This window comes from Streptomyces sp. NPDC048434 (assembly GCF_043200375.1).
GTDB lineage: Bacteria > Actinomycetota > Actinomycetes > Streptomycetales > Streptomycetaceae > Streptomyces.
The window spans coordinates 34,989-51,657 of record NZ_JBICXQ010000029.1 but is presented as its reverse complement, the minus strand read 5'-3'; the positions used below and the strand labels follow the sequence as shown (position 1 = coordinate 51,657).

General features: G+C 69.0%; 15 protein-coding genes. 9 read left to right on the top strand and 6 right to left on the bottom strand.

The window, feature by feature from the left end; all coding sequences use genetic code 11:
- From ACGFWI_RS29940 to ACGFWI_RS29915, 6 genes are all read left to right on the top strand, one after another.
- Window positions 1-801, top strand: a complete 801-nt coding sequence (locus ACGFWI_RS29940) for a type III pantothenate kinase (protein WP_393909171.1) — start codon at window positions 1-3, stop codon at window positions 799-801.
- 187 nt (window positions 802-988) lie between these two features.
- On the top strand, window positions 989-1,609 hold the full coding sequence (locus ACGFWI_RS29935) for a hypothetical protein (protein WP_393909248.1): 621 nt from the start codon (window positions 989-991) through the stop codon (window positions 1,607-1,609).
- A gap of 46 nt (window positions 1,610-1,655) precedes the next feature.
- A complete protein-coding gene (locus ACGFWI_RS29930) occupies window positions 1,656-1,835 on the top strand; it encodes a hypothetical protein (RefSeq protein WP_393909170.1) in 180 nt (59 codons plus the stop codon).
- A gap of 172 nt (window positions 1,836-2,007) precedes the next feature.
- Window positions 2,008-2,487 (top strand): BlaI/MecI/CopY family transcriptional regulator, encoded by a 480-nt coding sequence (locus tag ACGFWI_RS29925; RefSeq protein ID WP_393909247.1) that lies wholly within the window; start codon window positions 2,008-2,010, stop codon window positions 2,485-2,487.
- Between the two features lie 9 nt (window positions 2,488-2,496).
- Entirely contained in the window at window positions 2,497-3,015 is a 519-nt protein-coding gene (locus tag ACGFWI_RS29920; protein WP_393909169.1) for an amino-acid N-acetyltransferase, read from the top strand.
- Window positions 3,016-3,171: 156 nt separating this feature from the next.
- Window positions 3,172-3,510 (top strand): Lsr2 family protein, encoded by a 339-nt coding sequence (locus ACGFWI_RS29915; protein WP_393909246.1) that lies wholly within the window; start codon window positions 3,172-3,174, stop codon window positions 3,508-3,510.
- On the opposite strand, the gene ACGFWI_RS29910 is transcribed toward ACGFWI_RS29915, so the two are convergent.
- A complete protein-coding gene (locus ACGFWI_RS29910) occupies window positions 3,441-4,121 on the bottom strand; it encodes an SCO3374 family protein (protein ID WP_393909168.1) in 681 nt (226 codons plus the stop codon). The two genes, ACGFWI_RS29915 and ACGFWI_RS29910, sit on opposite strands and share 70 nt — an antisense overlap.
- A gap of 499 nt (window positions 4,122-4,620) precedes the next feature.
- Between ACGFWI_RS29910 and ACGFWI_RS29905 the strand changes: the two genes are divergently transcribed.
- Window positions 4,621-7,146 carry an ATP-dependent Clp protease ATP-binding subunit gene (locus tag ACGFWI_RS29905; protein WP_393909167.1) on the top strand — a complete coding sequence of 842 codons (2,526 nt, stop codon included), beginning with the start codon at window positions 4,621-4,623 and terminating at the stop codon, window positions 7,144-7,146.
- A gap of 147 nt (window positions 7,147-7,293) precedes the next feature.
- On the opposite strand, the gene ACGFWI_RS29900 is transcribed toward ACGFWI_RS29905, so the two are convergent.
- The gene (locus ACGFWI_RS29900) at window positions 7,294-9,912 is read right to left on the bottom strand and encodes an NACHT domain-containing protein (RefSeq protein ID WP_393909166.1); all 2,619 of its coding nucleotides are present in this window, start codon (window positions 9,910-9,912) and stop codon (window positions 7,294-7,296) included.
- Window positions 9,913-10,052: 140 nt separating this feature from the next.
- Window positions 10,053-10,325, bottom strand: coding sequence for a hypothetical protein (locus tag ACGFWI_RS29895; RefSeq protein ID WP_393909165.1), 273 nt, complete (start codon window positions 10,323-10,325; stop codon window positions 10,053-10,055).
- Window positions 10,326-11,053: 728 nt separating this feature from the next.
- On the opposite strand from ACGFWI_RS29895, the gene ACGFWI_RS29890 reads away from it, so the two are divergent.
- On the top strand, window positions 11,054-11,725 hold the full coding sequence (locus ACGFWI_RS29890; RefSeq protein WP_393909164.1) for a M23 family metallopeptidase: 672 nt from the start codon (window positions 11,054-11,056) through the stop codon (window positions 11,723-11,725).
- Here ACGFWI_RS29890 and ACGFWI_RS29885 read toward each other — a convergent pair.
- Window positions 11,707-12,318 (bottom strand): TetR/AcrR family transcriptional regulator, encoded by a 612-nt coding sequence (locus ACGFWI_RS29885; protein WP_393909163.1) that lies wholly within the window; start codon window positions 12,316-12,318, stop codon window positions 11,707-11,709. The two genes, ACGFWI_RS29890 and ACGFWI_RS29885, sit on opposite strands and share 19 nt — an antisense overlap.
- Before the next feature lie 140 nt (window positions 12,319-12,458).
- Here ACGFWI_RS29885 and ACGFWI_RS29880 point away from each other — a divergent pair, with 140 nt between their 5' ends.
- A complete protein-coding gene (locus ACGFWI_RS29880; protein ID WP_393909162.1) occupies window positions 12,459-14,096 on the top strand; it encodes an MDR family MFS transporter in 1,638 nt (545 codons plus the stop codon).
- 543 nt (window positions 14,097-14,639) lie between these two features.
- On the opposite strand, the gene cseC is transcribed toward ACGFWI_RS29880, so the two are convergent.
- On the bottom strand, window positions 14,640-15,944 hold the full coding sequence (gene cseC, locus ACGFWI_RS29875; protein WP_393909161.1) for a two-component system sensor histidine kinase CseC: 1,305 nt from the start codon (window positions 15,942-15,944) through the stop codon (window positions 14,640-14,642).
- Window positions 15,945-15,952: 8 nt separating this feature from the next.
- Entirely contained in the window at window positions 15,953-16,663 is a 711-nt protein-coding gene (gene cseB, locus ACGFWI_RS29870) for a two-component system response regulator CseB (protein ID WP_393909160.1), read from the bottom strand.
- Between the last annotated feature and the right edge of the window lie 6 nt (window positions 16,664-16,669).

Genomic DNA, 16,669 nt, shown 5'->3' with positions numbered 1-16,669 from the left:
ATGCTGCTGACCATTGACGTGGGAAACACCCACACCGTGCTCGGCCTCTTCGACGGCGAGGAGATCGTCGAACACTGGCGGATCTCCACCGACGCCCGGCGCACCGCCGACGAGCTCGCCGTCCTCCTCCAGGGCCTGATGGGCATGCACCCGCTGCTCGGCGACGACCTGGGCGACGGCATCGAGGGCATCTCCATCTGCTCCACGGTGCCCTCCGTCCTGCACGAGCTGCGCGAGGTCACCCGCCGCTACTACGGCGACGTCCCTGCCGTCCTGGTGGAGCCGGGCGTCAAGACGGGCGTGCCGATCCTCATGGACAACCCCAAGGAGGTCGGCGCCGACCGGATCATCAACGCCCTGGCGGCCGTCGAGCTCTACGGCGGCCCCGCGGTGGTCGTCGACTTCGGCACGGCCACCACCTTCGACGCGGTCAGTGCGCGCGGCGAGTACGTCGGCGGCGTGATCGCTCCGGGCATCGAGATCTCCGTGGAGGCGCTGGGCGTCAAGGGCGCCCAGCTCCGCAAGATCGAACTGGCCCGGCCGCGCAGCGTCATCGGCAAGAACACCGTGGAGGCCATGCAGTCCGGCATCCTCTACGGCTTCACCGGCCAGGTCGACGGCGTGGTGCAGCGGATGGCACGCGAGCTGGCCGCCGACGACCCGGACGAGGTGACCGTGATCGCCACCGGCGGGCTGGCACCGATGGTGCTCGGCGAGTCATCGGTGATCGACGCGCACGAGCCGTGGCTCACCCTCATCGGGCTGCGGCTGGTCTACGAGCGGAACATCGCCAGGTCGTAGCGGCCCTCGCCGGCCCGCACGGCAGCGGCGCGGGCCGTAGCGGCACCTCGCCCGGCAGAGCCGTTTCCGGCACCGGACACCCGGTGGCGCGGCTCGCTGCCGCGCCATCGTTCACGAATTAAGCGGCTTTTGTCGGAAACGGTCGTAAAGTCGCCACATGCCAACGCCAAACGGAACCCGCGGCGGCATGGCGTTCAGCGCCGATGAGTTGCGTGTGCTCCGTCGCGCCCTCGCCCATGCCCTGCAGACGACGTCCCACCCCGCCCCGCTCGGCGCTCTCGGCCCCGAGTGGTCACAGGACATCCAGGAATATCTCCGGCTGGCCGAGGCGGTCGACGAGGCGGTCCGCGAAGGCGGCCGACTGTGCGCCTTCCTGCTCGCCGACCTCACCCGATACCGCGAAGCCCTGCCCGGCTCGGCCGCCGGCTACCTCGCACAGCTGACCGAGGCGCTGGCAGCCGGCCATGTCCCGGGGCCCGACGACCTCGCCGCCCTGCGCTCACTGGCCGTGCGGCCCGTCGGCCCGGCCGAGCGCGAACGCCGCAGCGCCCTGCTGCGCCACTGCGAGCAGCTGGCCGAACAATCCGTACGGACCCGGCTCCGCGCACTGCCAGGCGGCCGCTCAGCCGCCCGCAGCGGGCGGGAGCCGGAGCCCGAGCGGGAGCCGAAGAAACCGGAGCGCAAACCGGAGCCCGCGCCGGCGCCACAGCCGAAGACTCCGCGGCCGGACCGGCCCATCCCCACACCGGGCGAGGTCTTCCCGCCCCGCCGCAGGCCCGCCCCGCCCCCCGAGAGCCGCACCGCCTGAGCGCTGCGTACTCTGGAATCTCACGCCCCAAAGGAGGCCGTACGCCATGGATTACGTCGCAGCGCTGCTCCCGCCCGTAGTGATGGCCGGCGCCTTCACCGCTCTGATCGTGACGATCATCAAGAGCCAGGGCGGGGCGAACAAGGCCAAGGAGGACGCCGCCGTGGACGCCGCGCTGTCCCGCGCCGAATCCGCCGGCCAGGAGCCCACGGCGCACCACGCCTGATCCGCCCGCCGCCCTTTCGGCGGCCCGCGCGCACGGTACGGCCCGGGATTGATCGTCCCGGGTCGTACATCGTTTTTCCGGCCCAAACGCAACGAGATCAACGGGCATTCGCGACATCTCCCACTATTGTTCTTGTGTGCCGAGACGCTTGGGTGATCTGGAAGACGCGGTCATGACGCGGGTCTGGGAGTGGAACCGCCCGGTCACCGTTCGAGAAGTCCTGGAAGATCTGCAGAAGGAACGGTCGATCGCCTACACCACGGTCATGACCGTATTGGACAACCTCCATCAGAAGGGCTGGGTGCGCCGCGAAGCAGAAGGCCGCGCCTATCGATATGAGGCGGTCTCCACTCGCGCCGCCTACGCCGCCGCACTGATGAACGAAGCCTGGTCCGCCAGTGACAACCCCGCGGCCGCTCTTGTGGCCTTCTTCGGCATGATGTCGCCGGAACAGCGACATGCCCTGCGTGATGCCGTACGGATGGTGCAGGTCGACGAACCGGCGGAAGCCGCAGAACAACCGGCACAACAGCCCGAAGAGGCCGCGCCCGCGGAAGAAGGCGAAGCAGAAGCGGCACCGGAAGGCGCCGGGGAAGCCGGATCGGCCGAAGGGGATGAACCCGGGGCGAGTGCCACCGGCAACGGGCGATAGCGTCCCGGCATGCCCCCGCATTCAAAAGGCCTCACCGTCCGGCGCGCCAGGACCGGTGATGTGCCGGCCGTACGCCACCTCATCGACGCCTACTCACGTGACGGGATCCTGCTCGACAAAGCCACCGTCACGCTTTACGAGGACATCCAGGAGTTCTGGGTGGCGGAGCGCGACGAAGACGCCGAGGTCGTCGGCTGCGGAGCACTCCACGTCATGTGGGAAGACCTCGCGGAGGTCCGCACCCTGGCCGTGGATCCGCGACTGAAGGGATCAGGTGTCGGCCACCAAGTCCTGGACAAGCTGCTGCGCACTGCGAGCTGGCTCGGAGTGCGGCGCATTTTCTGTCTCACCTTCGAAGTCGACTTCTTCACCAAGCACGGCTTCGTAGAGATCGGCGAAGCCCCGGTAGACGGTGATGTCTACAGTGAGCTGCTGCGTTCCTATGACGAGGGCGTTGCGGAGTTCCTGGGCCTCGAACGAGTGAAGCCCAACACCCTGGGTAACAGCCGGATGCTTCTGCACCTGTGATGAGTGTTCTATGTCCGAATCGCTCCCCTATCTCATGGCTACGGAAGCATGCGTTCCCCGGTCTGCGGGCAAGTGAACCCTACCCAAGGGTTTGTGTTTTTCCCGGAAAAGCGGTTTGCTTTCCGTCGTAATCCGCATTCGATGAAAGGGAAACCGGTGGCACAGAAGGTTCAGGTTCTTCTTGTCGATGACCTCAACGGTGGCGAGGCGGACGAGACGGTGACGTTCGCTCTCGACGGCAAGTCCTACGAGATCGACCTCTCCGACGGCAACGCGGCGAAGCTGCGTGACTCGCTTGCCGACTTCGTGAAGGCCGGTCGCCGTACCGGTGGCCGCGCTTCTTCGGGCCGTGGCAAGTCGCGTGCCGCGGCTTCCGGCAGCAGCCAGGACACTGCGAAGATCCGCGCCTGGGCGAAGGAGAACGGCTACAACGTCAATGACCGTGGCCGCGTCCCCGCCGACATTCGTGAGGCATTCGAGAAGGCCAACGGCTGATCGCCGTACGCGCGGTCCGATTGGGCATTACGAGCACGCCACAACCGGGCACGGTGGCACTCGGTCGCTGCTGCGCTCACGAGCCGTACGAGGTCGGGGGCGCCCCCAACGTCCCCGATTCCTGTCCCGAACCCCGTGGTGGGCAGGGAATTCTCCGCCTCGTACCCGGGCCGGGGAGGCCGCACCCATCCCGCGGCCTCCCGCGAGCCGAATCCGTATGACAGTGCTGTGCCGCCGGGGAACGCCGGCGCCGGCATCCGGTCTCCGGTCCCACGCGTCGTGAGATCCGCTGCGAGTGCGCCCCACTCCAGCCATTCCAGGATTCCCGGAAGTTCTTCCGCGCCGCCCGCCGCGATGAGCATGAGCAATTTCGGCCGATCACCCGGGTGTTTCCCGTCGCATCCGGCCCGAAGGAGTGCCACGGGGCCGGTGCGCGGCAGTCGCCGCAATACGGCGCTTCCCGCATCGGCCGGCATCTCCAGGACATCGAAACGCAGCCCGGTCAGCAGCTCCACCGGCCCCGTTCCGGTGGTCGGCCAGCCCAGCTCGTCCTCGTACCAGCGGCGAACCGTGGCGAGGGGGCTGCGGGGGCGCGGAAGCACGCGGGGCATGCCCGGTGCAACTGCCGAAATGCCGGGAAGTTACGCTGGGTGGAGACATGGATACGCACCGTACCCACACAAAAGGGCGCGGGGGCGTATTCCGTGGCGTGCGGATGTTCGCCCGTAGCGGATGGAAGGGCCCTGCGCCGCATGGAGTGTCAGTGCCAGCGGGTAAGACAGTCTCAGTGGGAAGAGACGGTGTGACCGGCGCCCGAGGCGCTTCTGCCCGGCTGAGGGCCGGCGGCGGACGGCGTGTCGGTACGGCGCGCGTTCGCCACGGGCGTAGTAGCAGAGGGCGTATATGCCTGGCCTGCGGGAACATCGTCTCGCACCATCGAGTTGGAGCAGATGTCAGCTGTTCGGCAGTAAATTTCCCCGCCGGAGCGGGGGTGATCCGGACGGGTGTCGGCAGTTGGAATGAGCTGTCCCGCCCCGCGGGACTAGCATGCGGAAGGACAGGGAGGGGACCGACCCCTAACTGCCTGACCGCTCTGAGGAGCGATTAACGATGTTCGAGAGGTTCACCGACCGTGCGCGGCGGGTTGTCGTCCTGGCTCAGGAAGAAGCCCGGATGCTCAACCACAACTACATCGGCACCGAGCACATCCTCCTGGGCCTGATCCATGAGGGTGAGGGTGTCGCCGCTAAGGCCCTGGAGAGCCTCGGGATTTCGCTCGAGGCGGTCCGCCAGCAGGTGGAGGAGATCATCGGCCAGGGCCAGCAGGCCCCGTCCGGGCACATTCCCTTCACCCCTCGTGCCAAGAAGGTCCTGGAGCTTTCGCTCCGCGAGGCCCTCCAGCTCGGCCACAACTACATCGGTACGGAGCACATCCTGCTCGGCCTGATCCGCGAGGGCGAGGGCGTCGCCGCCCAGGTCCTGGTGAAGCTGGGCGCCGATCTCAACCGGGTGCGGCAGCAGGTCATCCAGCTGCTCTCCGGCTACCAGGGCAAGGAAGCCGCCACGGCCGGCGGCCCCGCCGAGGGCACGCCCTCGACCTCCCTCGTCCTGGACCAGTTCGGCCGCAACCTGACGCAGGCCGCTCGCGAGACCAAGCTCGACCCGGTCATCGGGCGCGAGAAGGAAATCGAGCGGGTCATGCAGGTCCTGTCCCGCCGTACCAAGAACAACCCGGTCCTCATCGGCGAGCCCGGCGTCGGCAAGACGGCGGTCGTCGAGGGCCTGGCGCAGGCCATCGTCAAGGGCGAGGTGCCCGAGACCCTCAAGGACAAGCACCTCTACACCCTCGACCTCGGTGCCCTGGTCGCCGGCTCCCGCTACAGGGGTGACTTCGAAGAGCGCCTGAAGAAGGTGCTCAAGGAGATCCGCACCCGCGGCGACATCATCCTGTTCATCGACGAGCTCCACACCCTGGTGGGTGCGGGCGCCGCCGAGGGCGCGATCGACGCCGCGAGCATCCTCAAGCCCATGCTGGCGCGAGGCGAGCTGCAGACCATCGGTGCCACCACGCTCGACGAGTACCGCAAGCACCTGGAGAAGGACGCGGCCCTGGAGCGCCGCTTCCAGCCGATCCAGGTCGCGGAGCCGTCGCTCCCGCACACCATCGAGATCCTCAAGGGTCTGCGGGACCGCTACGAAGCGCACCACCGCGTCTCCATCACGGACTCCGCGCTGGTCGCTGCGGCCACCCTCGCCGACCGGTACATCTCCGACCGTTTCCTGCCGGACAAGGCGATCGACCTGATCGACGAGGCCGGCTCCCGGATGCGGATCCGCCGGATGACCGCGCCGCCGGACCTGCGCGAATTCGACGAGAAGATCGCCGATGTGCGCCGGGAGAAGGAGTCCGCGATCGACTCGCAGGACTTCGAGATGGCCGCGGGCCTGCGCGACAAGGAGAAGCAGCTCCTGGCCGCGAAGGCGAAGCGGGAGAAGGAGTGGAAGGCCGGCGACATGGACGTCGTCGCCGAGGTGGACGAGGAGCTGATCGCCGAGGTGCTGGCGACAGCCACCGGCATCCCGGTCTTCAAGCTCACCGAGGAGGAGTCCTCGCGGCTGCTGCGGATGGAAGACGAGCTGCACAAGCGCGTCATCGGCCAGAAGGACGCCATCAAGGCGCTCTCCCAGGCCATCCGCCGTACGCGGGCCGGCCTGAAGGACCCCAAGCGTCCCGGAGGCTCGTTCATCTTCGCCGGCCCGTCCGGTGTCGGTAAGACGGAGCTGTCCAAGACGCTGGCGGAGTTCCTGTTCGGCGACGAGGACGCGCTGATCTCCCTCGACATGTCGGAGTTCAGCGAGAAGCACACCGTCTCGCGGCTGTTCGGTTCGCCTCCCGGCTACGTCGGCTACGAAGAGGGCGGCCAGCTCACCGAGAAGGTGCGCCGCAAGCCGTTCTCCGTCGTGCTCTTCGACGAGGTCGAGAAGGCTCACCCGGACATCTTCAACTCGCTGCTGCAGATCCTGGAGGACGGTCGGCTGACCGACTCCCAGGGCCGGGTCGTGGACTTCAAGAACACGGTCATCATCATGACGACCAACCTCGGCACGCGGGACATCTCCAAGGGCTTCAACCTGGGCTTCGCGGCCCAGGGCGACAGCAAGTCCAGCTACGAGCGGATGAAGAACAAGGTCAACGAAGAGCTCAAGCAGCACTTCCGCCCCGAGTTCCTCAACCGTGTCGACGACACCGTCGTCTTCCACCAGCTGACCGAGGACGACATCATCCAGATCGTCGACCTCATGATCGCCAAGGTGGACGAGCGGCTCAAGGACCGCGACATGGGCATCGAGCTCAGCAGCGAGGCCAAGTCGCTGCTGGCCAAGCGCGGGTACGACCCGGTGCTCGGCGCCCGTCCGCTGCGCCGCACGATCCAGCGCGAGATCGAGGACGCCCTCTCGGAGAAGATCCTCTTCAGCGAGCTGCGTCCGGGCCACATCGTGGTCGTCGATGTCGAGGGCGAGGGTGACACCGCAAAGTTCACCTTCCGCGGCGAGGAGAAGTCGGCGCTGCCGGACGCCCCGCCGATCGAGTCCGCGGCCGGCGGTTCGGGTCCGAACCTGAGCAAGGACGCCTGAGCGGCACCGCGTATCAGCGCAAACGGCACTGCCCCGGAATCGTTTCTCACGGTTCCGGGGCAGTTCTGTATGTGGCGAAGAAATACAGCTGCGTAATTGCCAGGTCATTTTCGGCCGTTTCTGGACAACGCCGCCGAAGGCCTCCCGCTACATCTGAACGACGCTGATTCCTTCGGGAACACCACGCACCGGCGGAATACGACGGCCGATGCGCAGCGTGTCCAGATTCGGAAAGGCGGACAGCCACTCCATCGAAACGCCCAGGTCGTAGGCGAGCCACAACCGGCTCAGGCCCTCGGCCGGCGCAATGCCCTCGATGAGCTGGTCCGGGGTGAAAGGCCCGGCGATCCGCAGATGCGGGCGCCCGCCCAGCCGGCGCAGCGCATGCAGCTCCTCCAGGTCGGAGACCGGAAAGTACAGCTCGGCCGGTTCGAGGTGGGCGATGATCTCGCGGGCGTAGCGGGCGGTGTCATGGTGCCGCCAGGCCCCGGCGAGCTGCGCCCGCACCTCGTGATGCGCCCGGTCGCGCAGGCCCGTCAGATAGTCGATCGCCATGTCGTCGGCGATCGAGGTGGCGGTGATCGCGAGGAGATGGGCCTCGCGGTCGGAGACATGGGCGGGGTCGGGCAGCATCTCCAGCACGATCGGCCCTATCCAGCCCAGGGCGCGAGCCGCGGACGGGGTGCTGGGCCGCACCATGTCGCGGGTGAAGCGCTGCACCCGCGCCCGGACCGCCGGATCCAGCTCGGTGGCGTGCTCCAGACAGGCCGCCGCGAGCAGCTTGCGGTGCCGGGCCTCGGCGGCGCGTACGCCGGGGTGCGGGGCGAGCAGCCCGTCCAGGAGGGCCGCGCACTCATCGGGCCGGGCCAGGGCCACGGCCATCCGGATGACGTCCTCCCAGTCGTCGTGGTGGGCATGGTCGAGCAGCAGCCGGAAATCGTGCCGCTGCACCGTCGCACGGGCGGCCAGATAGTCCTGGAAGGTGCGGTGCACGAAGTCGAGGGTGCCGGGGGTGGGCTCGCGCAGCAGTCCCGTGCGGTTGAGCAGATGCCGGTAGACGTCCTCCGGACCGCCCTGGCGGGCCGCGTCCGGGATCGCGGGCAGATGCCGGGCGAGGGTGTCGACCGCGGTCGCCCGGTCCATTTCCGAGCGCCCGTTGACCAGCATCCACTGGGCGAGCTTCTGCAGCAGCTGGATCTTGGGCTGCCGGGTCAGCTCGACCCCGTCGGTGGCCGCCATGGCCCGCTCCCGGTCCCGGCGCTCCAGCAGCATCGACAGCGCCGCGTCGTAGAGCTCCTTGCGGCCGTTGGGCAGATAGCCCCGGCGGTCGCGGTGCAGCGCGCACAGCAGCCCGCACATCAGCGGATTGGTCGCCAGCCGTCCCAGATCGCGGGTGATCCGTACGGCATTGAGGAGGGTCCGCTCGTAGTGGCCGAGCCGGTCGAGGTCGGCCGGGCTCTGCTGGGCCGCGGCGCGGTGCCAGCGCTGGATGAACGCGGCGACGTCCTCGCGGTTCATCGGGGCCAGCGACAGCTCGCTGAACCCCTCGTCGGCGAGCCAGTTGCCGGGGACCGCGGACGGCCGGGAGGTGACGATCCAGACGTTGTCGGGATAGCGCAGGGTCCACTCGCGGAGCTTGCGGCGCACCTGCTCGCGGTCGCTCTCGGGGGCCTCGTCGATCCCGTCGATCAGCAGCAGCGCACGGCCCGCTTCGAGCACCCGCTCCGTCCAGCCGTCCGGCGCCGCCGCGGCGTCCCCGTAGCCGACAGCGCTCAGAAAGGTGCCGGGAGCGGGCAGCCCTTCGCGGGCGAAGCGGCGTACGGGCAGCAGGAACGGCACCCGGCCGCGCAGCCCCGCCAGCGCCTCGGGCAGCTCATCGCGGGAGGTGGCGACCGCCAGCCACTGCAGCAGGGTCGTCTTGCCCGCCCCGGCCACCCCGCGGACCAGGACCTGCCCGCGGCCGGACAGCGCCTGTTCGGCGGGGAGCGGGGGGTCGTCCTGGTCAGCGGCGTCGGCGTCCTGCGGGCCGGGCTCGCACTCCAGCCCCAGATAGGCGGCGTCGAGCGGCCAGCTGTCGGGGGAGTGTGCGAGATCGATGCCGAAGATCGTGAGGTGGTTGTGGAGGGTGGCGGTGCTGTGGGCGTAGCGCGCCTCGAAAGCGGTGTCCGGGGAGCCGGCGTCGCCGGCGGCGGGCTCCTGGGCGGCGGGTTCCTCGGCCGTGCCGGACGACGGCAGGGGGCCGGCAGCGCCCGGTCCGTGGATCAGCTCGGCGAGGAAACGGGTCTCCTCGACGAGCGTTGCGGCGACACAGGCCGACCGCTGGGTGAAGAGGTACAGGATGTGCCGCGCGGCGACGTCCAGCAGCAGCCCGTGCAGCCGGGCCTCGTCACTGGTCAGGTGCCGGGTGACACCGGGCACGGCCGCGCAGAGGCGACGGGCGAACTCGGCCGGCAGGAGGCGGGCGGCGTCCACATCGTCCATGTCGAGGTCGGCGAGGGCGCGGAGGGTGCGGGCCAGCGCGGCGGCGACGGCCGGCTCCCCGACGCCCTTCGTGGCCCCCGCCGCCCGCTCGACGAGCGCCGCGGCAAGGCCGTGCAGCTGCCCGTCGGACAGGACCGGTTTCTCGCCGGTGAACGAGAGCAGCCGGGAGATCCGGACGGGCCGGTCGGCCGGCCCGGCGCCGGGCTCGTCGGCGACGAAGAGCCTGCGGATCAGCGGAGCGACGACATGCGGGGTGAGGCGGGCGACGATGTTCGTGGGATCCATGGGCTCCCCGTAACGGCGGTGCGGGACAACGGTGTTGGGGTGTGTTTTCGGGCCAGCTTATGTGCGGGGGCGGGGACGGGGGAGAGGGTGAGTTTGGTGCGGGGAGGGATGCCGTGTGAGGAAGGTGTCCATGGCGGCGATCAGGCTGTCCCTGGTGCCGGCTCCTCGTCCGCGGGCAGCGGGCGCTCGCCGGGGCCCGCGGACCGTACGGCCTGGTGCACCAGCTCCTTCGCGAGCTGGTGCAGGTCCTTGTCGGTGAGGGTCCGCTTCTCGCCCTTGAACGTGACCAGCCCGGATATCCGTACCGGCCCGTCCACCAGTCCGGCTCCGGGCCCCTCCTTGACGAAGAGCTTCCTGACGAGCGGGGCGACCACGCCGGAGGCGAGTCGGATGCCCAGTGCTGACGGGTCCATCGTGCGGTCCGCCCTCCCCCGTGGCCGGTGCTGCCGTCGGGCCAGGCTAGGGCGGCCGTCGGGGCGGCGGGGTGGGGATCGGCCAGGTTCACGCGGGGGTGGCAGGCACGGAAGGGTGTGGCGGCGGTCACGGAAAACGCGCCCCCATTCCCGCCCAATATGGACATTTGGCGAGCCCGGGTAACTCAGGTCACAAAGGCCGGGTAACTCACGTCACAAAGGGCGGGTAATCCGGGTCACAAAGGCTGGGTAACCCGCGTCACAAAGGTCCGAGCAACCCGGGCCGCAAAGGCCCCCGGCCCCGAATCGGGTGTGCAAACGACCCGCGAAAAGGGGTTGGATCTTGATTATCGGTGACATGGCGCACAGCCGATTCAGGGCCTACTAAAGAATTTAGGGGAAGCGGGGCGCGGAGCTTCCGGGGTTTTCGGGTTCTGCGGCGGGGGGTGTGGGCGGTGGCGGCGCGGGGGGATGTGGCACCCGTGTGCCATATGGGAGAAGGGCCTGTTCAAGGGGGTGTGGCGGGCTCGCGGGGGCGTGCAAGATGTCCGTATTTGGGGGTTTCGCGTAGAACTCCGAGGGGCGCGCAAGGACCTCGTTCACTCGGCTTCCGGTACGGGCCGGGTTAGTAGAAAGGCCCCTTGGCGGGGCGGCGAAGGCGGGTTACCAAGGAATGGCGATCCCGGTCCGCAGCCGGGTAACCAATCAATTCACTGGAGGAAACCCGCATGTCGAAGTTCGCCGCTCTCCGCAATTCGAAGAAGTCCGCTCTGCGCAATCGCGTCGCCGTTGTCGCCGCCGGTGTCGGCGTTACCGCCGCACTGGGCGCCGGTATTGCCACCGCCGCTGACGCGGGCCTGCAGAACCTCACCTCGGGTGTCGGTTCGGCCGTGACCGCGCAGGCCGACGCGCAGGTGAAGTCCGTGGCCGACACGAAGGCCGCCGCCGCCAAGGCCAAGCAGGACGCGGCCAAGAAGGCCGACGCCTGGGTCAAGCCCGTGAACAAGTACTCCCTGGGCGAGCCCTTCGGCATCGCCGGCAGCCACTGGTCGCACAAGCACAGTGGTCAGGACTTCGTCGTGCCGACCGGCACCGCGGTCAAGGCCGTCCACCACGGCACCGTCGTCAAGGCCGGCCCCAACGGTGGCGGCGACGGCCCGGCGTACGGCAACGCCATTGTGATCCAGCACGACAACGGCACGTACACCCAGTACGCGCACCTGTCACAGATACAGGTCCAGGTCGGCCAGCAGATCGGCACCGGCCAGCAGATCGGCCTGTCCGGCAGCACAGGTAACTCCACCGGTCCCCACCTGCACTTCGAGGTCCGCACCGGCCCCAACTACGGGTCGGGCATCGAGCCGACCGGATTCCTGCGGGCTCACGGCGACGCCGTCTGAGCTGAGTCCGGCCGGGCTGGCCGGCGGTGCGGCGGGTTTGCCGCCGTGACCAGTTCTGTGGCGACCTCGAGGATGGCCTTGCGCTTCTCCTCGGGGTCGCCCTCCACGTGCTGCATCGCGAACATGCCCGCATGCATGGAGGACAGTGCCGTGATGCAGCGCACCTGATCCGTCAGCTCCGATTCGGGCTCCTTGAGCAGGCCGAAGAGCGTCAGCATGCGCGATTTGAAGGTCTCGCCGATGCTCAGATCGCGCACCGCCGCCTGGTTCTCCTGCATGAAGCGGAAGAGCGGCTCGCCCGAGCGCAGCGACTCGCTGTAGCGGCGGATCAGCTCCTGCTTGGTCTCCAGTGTGCGCGGCTGCTCCTCGGCCCAGGCGATCAGCTCGTCGATGGGCCTGCCCAGGTCCTGGAACAGGCTGATGACGATGTCTTCCTTGGTCTTGAAGTGGTAGTAGAGCGCCGCCTTCGTGACCTCCAGCTTTTCGGCGATCTCGCGCAGTGACGTCTTGTCGTAGCCGTGTTCGGAGAACAGCTCCAGAGCGACGTCCTGGATGCGCTGGCGGGTGTTTCCCCTGCGCGCCTGTGTGCTCATGGTGTTCTCCTGCGTTGTCGGTACTGGTCAGAGGGCTGCCCAGCCGGGCACCAGAGAAACTTACTTGACGCCCGGCTAGTTGCCGCTTATCTTCATCACTGTACTGAACTAGCCGGGCGGCAAGTAAGTAGGAGTGAGTGATGGGGAAGTCGCAGCATGCGACCCCGACGGGGGACGGACGGAAAACGGCAGTGAAGGCGAAACCGGAAGCAGTGCAGGATCCGGGGCCGGCCAAGCAGCCGCCCGGCGTACGGGTGGTGCTCTTCGCGCTGATGATCGCGATGCTGCTCGCGATGCTGGACAACATGATCGTCGGCACCGCGATGCCGACGATCGTCGGTGACCTGGGCGGGATGGACCACCTGTCCTGGGTCGTCACCGCGTACACCCTCGCCACCGCCGCCTCCACGCCGATCTGGGGCAAGCTCGGCGACATGTACGGGCGCAAGGGCGTCTTCCTGTCGTCCATCGTGCTCTTCCTGATCGGCTCCGCACTGTCCGGCATGGCACAGGACATGGGGCAGCTGATCGGCTTCCGCGCCGTCCAGGGCCTGGGCGCGGGCGGTCTGATGGTCGGCGTCATGGCGATCATCGGCGATCTGATTCCGCCGCGGGAGCGCGGCAAGTACCAGGGCATGATGGCCGGTGTCATGGCCGTCGCCATGATCGGCGGACCGCTGGTCGGCGGCAGCATCACCGATCACCTCGGCTGGCGCTGGAGCTTCTACATCAACCTGCCGCTCGGCGCGATAGCGCTGGTCATGGTGACCGCGGTGCTGCATCTGCCGAAGAAGCGGTCGCAGACCCGGATCGACTACGTCGGTGCCGCGCTGCTCACCGTCGGCATCACCTCGCTGGTGCTGATCACCACCTGGGGCGGCACCGAGTACGACTGGCTGTCCGGCCAGATCGTCGGCCTCGGCATCCTCGGTGTGGTCGCGCTCGCCCTCTTCCTGCTGGTGGAGCGCAAGGTCAGCGAGCCGGTGCTGCCCCTGCACATCTTCCGCAACGGCAACTTCTCCCTCGTCACCCTGATCGGCTTCCTCGTCGGCTTCGTGATGTTCGGGTCGATGACCTTCCTGCCGCTCTTCCAGCAGACCGTGCAGGGCGCCTCGGCCACCAACTCCGGCCTGCTGCTGCTGCCGATGCTGCTCGCCATGATGGCCGTGTCGCTGTTCGCCGGCCGGGTCACCACCCAGACCGGCAAGTACAAGGTCTTCGTGGTGGTCGGCGGCGCACTGATCACCGTCGGCCTGGGCCTGCTGTCCCTGATGGACACCGACACCACACGCTTCACCTCGGGCGTCTTCATGGCGGTGCTCGGCGCCGGCATGGGCTTCCTGATGCAGACCACGATGCTGATCGCGCAGAACAGCGTCGAGATGAAGGACATGGGCGTCGGCTCGTCCTCGGCCACCCTCTTCCGTACGATCGGCGGCTCCTTCGGCGTCGCGATCTTCGGCGCGATCTTCACCCACCAGGTGCAGTCCACGATGCTCGAACGGATCGGCAAGGCCGGCGGGAAGATGACCAGCGGCGGGGCCCAGATGGACCCGAAGGGGCTGGCCAAGCTCCCGCCGATGATCAAGGACGCCTACGCGCACGCGGTCGCCACCGGCACCCACCACGTCTTCCTGTGGGGCGCGGCGATCAGCATCGTCGGCTTCGCCGCGGCCTGGTTCCTCAAGGAGGTGCCACTGCGCGGCGGCCCGGCCAAGCCCGCCGAAAGCCCGGAGAACGGCACCGCCCCGGTGGACCGGGTGGCCGAGACCGTCTGATCCTCCTCCTACGCAGTCGGCCGACCCCGCCGTGGCGGTTTCTCGCCGACAGCCCCACGGCCTCCGCCCGCCGGCCTTGTCTCCCCACCCATCACGGTTGGGGACAAGGTCGACGGGCGGAGGCGTTCCCATGCCGACCAACGGGGCGCTCGACCAGAGACGCACACCCCCACCGTCCTTCCCCCACCCCCAACGGGAGGTGACGGGCCGGAGCGGGTGGGTGTCCGGACGTAAAGCGCAGCAGTCCGGACACCCACCCGCGCAGGCCCGTCACCGCACCCCGACGGCCCCGCGCAGCGGACTCACCAGCCGTCAGGCAGCGAGACACCCGCACGGCGGTCAAGCCGGACACGGGGGAGTGCGGCCAAGGGGCAGCGGACCGCCCGCACGGCGGTCAAGCCGGACACGGGGGAGTGCGGCCAAGGGGCAGCGGACCGCCCGCACGGCGGTCAAGCCGTACACGTGGGAGTGCAGCCAAGCGCAGCGGCCCCGCACGGCGGTCAACCCGCACACGTGGGACGACAGCCAAGCGCAGCGGAACTGTCACCGATCCGGAAGGTGAATGACCGGAAAGCTGCCCGTACTCGTGGGGGCGTTCTCCGGCAGCCAGAGGACGGAGACGGCGCCGGTCGAGCCGTCGGTGAGTTCATCGGCGTTGCGGAAGGTGAGACGGGCGCCCAGTACGCGGGCCTGGCCGGCCGCGATGGTCAGGCCCAGGCCGTGGCCGCGCCCGGCCCGGTCGCTGCTGCCGGTGCGGAAGCGGCTGGGGCCCTCGCGCAGCAGCGCCTCGGGGAAGCCCGTTCCGTGGTCGCGGACCCGCAGGACCCGCCCCTCGACGGTGACCTCGATCGGCGGCTTGCCGTGCCGGGCGGCGTTGGCGATCAGATTGCCGAGGATCCGCTCCAGACGGCGCGGGTCGGTGGTGACCTCGGCGTCCCGCACGACATCGATGGTGATGCCCGGATCGAGGGCGCGCACCCGCCGGGCGACGAACTCGCCGAGCGCGACGTCCTGCAGTTCGGCGCGCTCCGCATGGCCGTCGAGCCGGGCCACTTCCAGGACGTCCTCGACGAGGGTGCGCAGCGCCTGCGCACGGTCGCGTACGAGTTCGGAGGGACGGCCGGGCGGCAGCAGTTCGGCGGCGGTCAGCAGACCGGTGACCGGGGTGCGCAGTTCGTGTGCGATATCGGCGGTGACCCGCCGCTCGGCCTCGATGCGCTCCTGCAGGGCGTCCGACATGGCGTCCACGGCGTAGGCCAGATCGTCGGTCTCGTCGCGTACCCGCCCGCTGCCGACCTCGTCGCGGATCCGGACCGCGGTGTCGCCGTCGGCGAGCTTGCCGGCGGCCGCGGCCGCCTTGCGCAGCCGCTTGGAGAGCCGCCCGCCGACCAGCACCCCCAGTGCACAGCCGCCCACCACCACCGCGGTCGAGCCGATGACCAGCGCCTGGTCGAGATCGTCCAGAACGGCGAAGCGGTCGGGGAAACGGTCGTGGACGGACAGCACCCGGCCGTTGCTGAGCGGTGAGGCGGCCCACACCTCGGGCGCGGTCTGCCCGGTGTCCTGGAGGTAGGTGGCGCGCTTGTTCTTGTCGACCTCGTCGCGCAGCGCTTCCGGCAGCTCAGGGTCGTCGATCTTCGCGCCGAACTGCAGCCGGTTGGTGGAGACGAAGATCTTCTGCGTGAAGTTGAGCCGCTCGATCTGCACGTCCCGGCTGTTGTCGAGCATGGAGTGGCGGGCGGCGTTGTGCACGACAAGGCTCAGCGCGATCGCGACCAGCGCTCCGACGAGCGCGATCGCGGCGCTGAGCTTCCATCTCAGCCCCGTCCGCAGGGCCAGCCTGACCACCGGAGGTGTCAGCCTCTCAGCTTGTATCCGAAGCCGCGGACCGTCTCGATCCGGTCCTGGCCGATCTTGCCGCGCAACCGCTGGACATGGACGTCCACCACCCGGGTGTCACCACCCCAGCCGTAGTCCCAGACCCGTTCCAGCAGCCGGTCGCGCGAGAGGACCGTACCCGGTGCGTTGGAGAACTCCAGCAGCAGCCGCATCTCGGTCGGCGTCAGTGCGACGTTCTCGCCGCCCTTGCGCACCTCCATGCCCTCTGTGTCGACCTCCAGATCGCCGAAGCGCAGCACCGCCTCGGTGGCGTCGTCCAGCTCCGCCGCCGCGCCCTTGCCCCGGTCCGGGCCGCTGGCGTGGCCGAAGCGGCGCAGCACGGCGCGGATACGGGCGACGAGCACCGCGCCGTCGAACGGCTTGGTGACGTAGTCGTCCGCGCCGGCCTCCAGGCCGAGCACCACATCGATCGAGTCGGCGCGCGCCGACAGCATGATCACGGGAACCGTCGACTCATCGCGGATCCGCCGGCACAGGCTCACACCGTCGAGTCCCGGCACCATCACATCGAGCAGCGCGATGTCGGGGCGGTTGGCACGGAACGCCTCCAGGCCCGCGAGCCCGTCGGGCATCGCGGTGACCACGAATCCGTCCCGTTCCAGTGCGAGCTGGGTGGCCTCGCGGATGACGTCGTCGTCCTCGACGAAAAGCACATGGGTCTCGGCCATGCGGTT

Coding starts and splice junctions, on each gene's coding strand:
- ACGFWI_RS29935 (WP_393909248.1), top strand. CDS start 989: ATGGCGTTCAGCGCCGATGAGTTGCGTGTGCTCCGTCGCGCCCTCGCC.
- ACGFWI_RS29930 (WP_393909170.1), top strand. CDS start 1,656: ATGGATTACGTCGCAGCGCTGCTCCCGCCCGTAGTGATGGCCGGCGCC.
- ACGFWI_RS29890 (WP_393909164.1), top strand. CDS start 11,054: ATGTCGAAGTTCGCCGCTCTCCGCAATTCGAAGAAGTCCGCTCTGCGC.
- ACGFWI_RS29900 (WP_393909166.1), bottom strand. CDS start 9,912: ATGGATCCCACGAACATCGTCGCCCGCCTCACCCCGCATGTCGTCGCT.
- ACGFWI_RS29895 (WP_393909165.1), bottom strand. CDS start 10,325: ATGGACCCGTCAGCACTGGGCATCCGACTCGCCTCCGGCGTGGTCGCC.
- ACGFWI_RS29925 (WP_393909247.1), top strand. CDS start 2,008: ATGACGCGGGTCTGGGAGTGGAACCGCCCGGTCACCGTTCGAGAAGTC.
- ACGFWI_RS29940 (WP_393909171.1), top strand. CDS start 1: ATGCTGCTGACCATTGACGTGGGAAACACCCACACCGTGCTCGGCCTC.
- ACGFWI_RS29920 (WP_393909169.1), top strand. CDS start 2,497: ATGCCCCCGCATTCAAAAGGCCTCACCGTCCGGCGCGCCAGGACCGGT.
- ACGFWI_RS29880 (WP_393909162.1), top strand. CDS start 12,459: ATGGGGAAGTCGCAGCATGCGACCCCGACGGGGGACGGACGGAAAACG.
- cseB (WP_393909160.1), bottom strand. CDS start 16,663: ATGGCCGAGACCCATGTGCTTTTCGTCGAGGACGACGACGTCATCCGC.
- ACGFWI_RS29910 (WP_393909168.1), bottom strand. CDS start 4,121: ATGCCCCGCGTGCTTCCGCGCCCCCGCAGCCCCCTCGCCACGGTTCGC.
- ACGFWI_RS29905 (WP_393909167.1), top strand. CDS start 4,621: ATGTTCGAGAGGTTCACCGACCGTGCGCGGCGGGTTGTCGTCCTGGCT.
- ACGFWI_RS29885 (WP_393909163.1), bottom strand. CDS start 12,318: ATGAGCACACAGGCGCGCAGGGGAAACACCCGCCAGCGCATCCAGGAC.